This window comes from Streptococcus sp. 27098_8_12 (genome assembly GCF_041432115.1).
In the GTDB taxonomy this organism is placed as follows: Bacteria; Bacillota; Bacilli; order Lactobacillales; family Streptococcaceae; genus Streptococcus; species Streptococcus parasanguinis_V.
Genome location: NZ_JAPVZA010000042.1, coordinates 1 through 671 on the forward strand (window position 1 = coordinate 1; position 671 = coordinate 671).

Sequence of the window (671 nt, forward strand, 5' to 3'; positions counted from 1 at the left end):
GGGTGCTCGTTCTTATTCAATTACTACATAGCCTTGCGACCATGCACCCTAGAGGAGTCGAACCTCTAACCGCCTGATTCGTAGTCAGGTACTCTATCCAGTTGAGCTAAGGGTGCTTCTTTCAACCTTTGTCTATGCCGAGGACCGGAATCGAACCGGTACGATCGTTACCAATCGCAGGATTTTAAGTCCTGTGCGTCTGCCAGTTCCGCCACCCCGGCCTCCTCAAGCGAACGACGGGATTCGAACCCGCGACCCCCACCTTGGCAAGGTGGTGTTCTACCACTGAACTACGTTCGCATTGCTTTCTTTATATAAAAAAATGCCGGCTACATGACTTGAACACGCGACCCTCTGATTACAAATCAGATGCTCTACCAACTGAGCTAAGCCGGCTCATTATTATTCTCTTATGCGGGTTAAGGGACTTGAACCCCCACGCCGTAAAGCGCCAGATCCTAAATCTGGTGCGTCTGCCAATTCCGCCAAACCCGCAAAATATGACCCGTACTGGGCTCGAACCAGTGACCCATTGATTAAAAGTCAATTGCTCTACCAACTGAGCTAACGAGTCTTAAAATAATTTTCATTATTTTAACGGTCCCGACGGGAATCGAACCCGCGATCTTCGCCGTGACAGGGCGACGTGATAACCGCTACACTACGGGACC

General features: G+C 50.2%; 7 tRNA genes. All 7 read right to left on the reverse strand.

Annotation, left to right across the window (positions count from 1 at the left end):
• Nucleotides 1-42 precede the first annotated feature (42 nt).
• A tRNA-Arg gene (locus O3629_RS10120) sits at nt 43-116 on the reverse strand.
• A 19-nt stretch (nt 117-135) separates the two neighbouring features.
• Nucleotides 136-221: transfer RNA gene (locus tag O3629_RS10125), tRNA-Leu, on the reverse strand.
• 7 nt (nt 222-228) lie between these two features.
• Nucleotides 229-300: transfer RNA gene (locus O3629_RS10130), tRNA-Gly, on the reverse strand.
• A gap of 23 nt (nt 301-323) precedes the next feature.
• A tRNA-Thr gene (locus O3629_RS10135) sits at nt 324-396 on the reverse strand.
• Nucleotides 397-413: 17 nt separating this feature from the next.
• Nucleotides 414-495, reverse strand: a tRNA-Leu gene (locus O3629_RS10140).
• Nucleotides 496-501: 6 nt separating this feature from the next.
• Nucleotides 502-574: transfer RNA gene (locus O3629_RS10145), tRNA-Lys, on the reverse strand.
• Between the two features lie 24 nt (nt 575-598).
• Nucleotides 599-671: transfer RNA gene (locus tag O3629_RS10150), tRNA-Asp, on the reverse strand.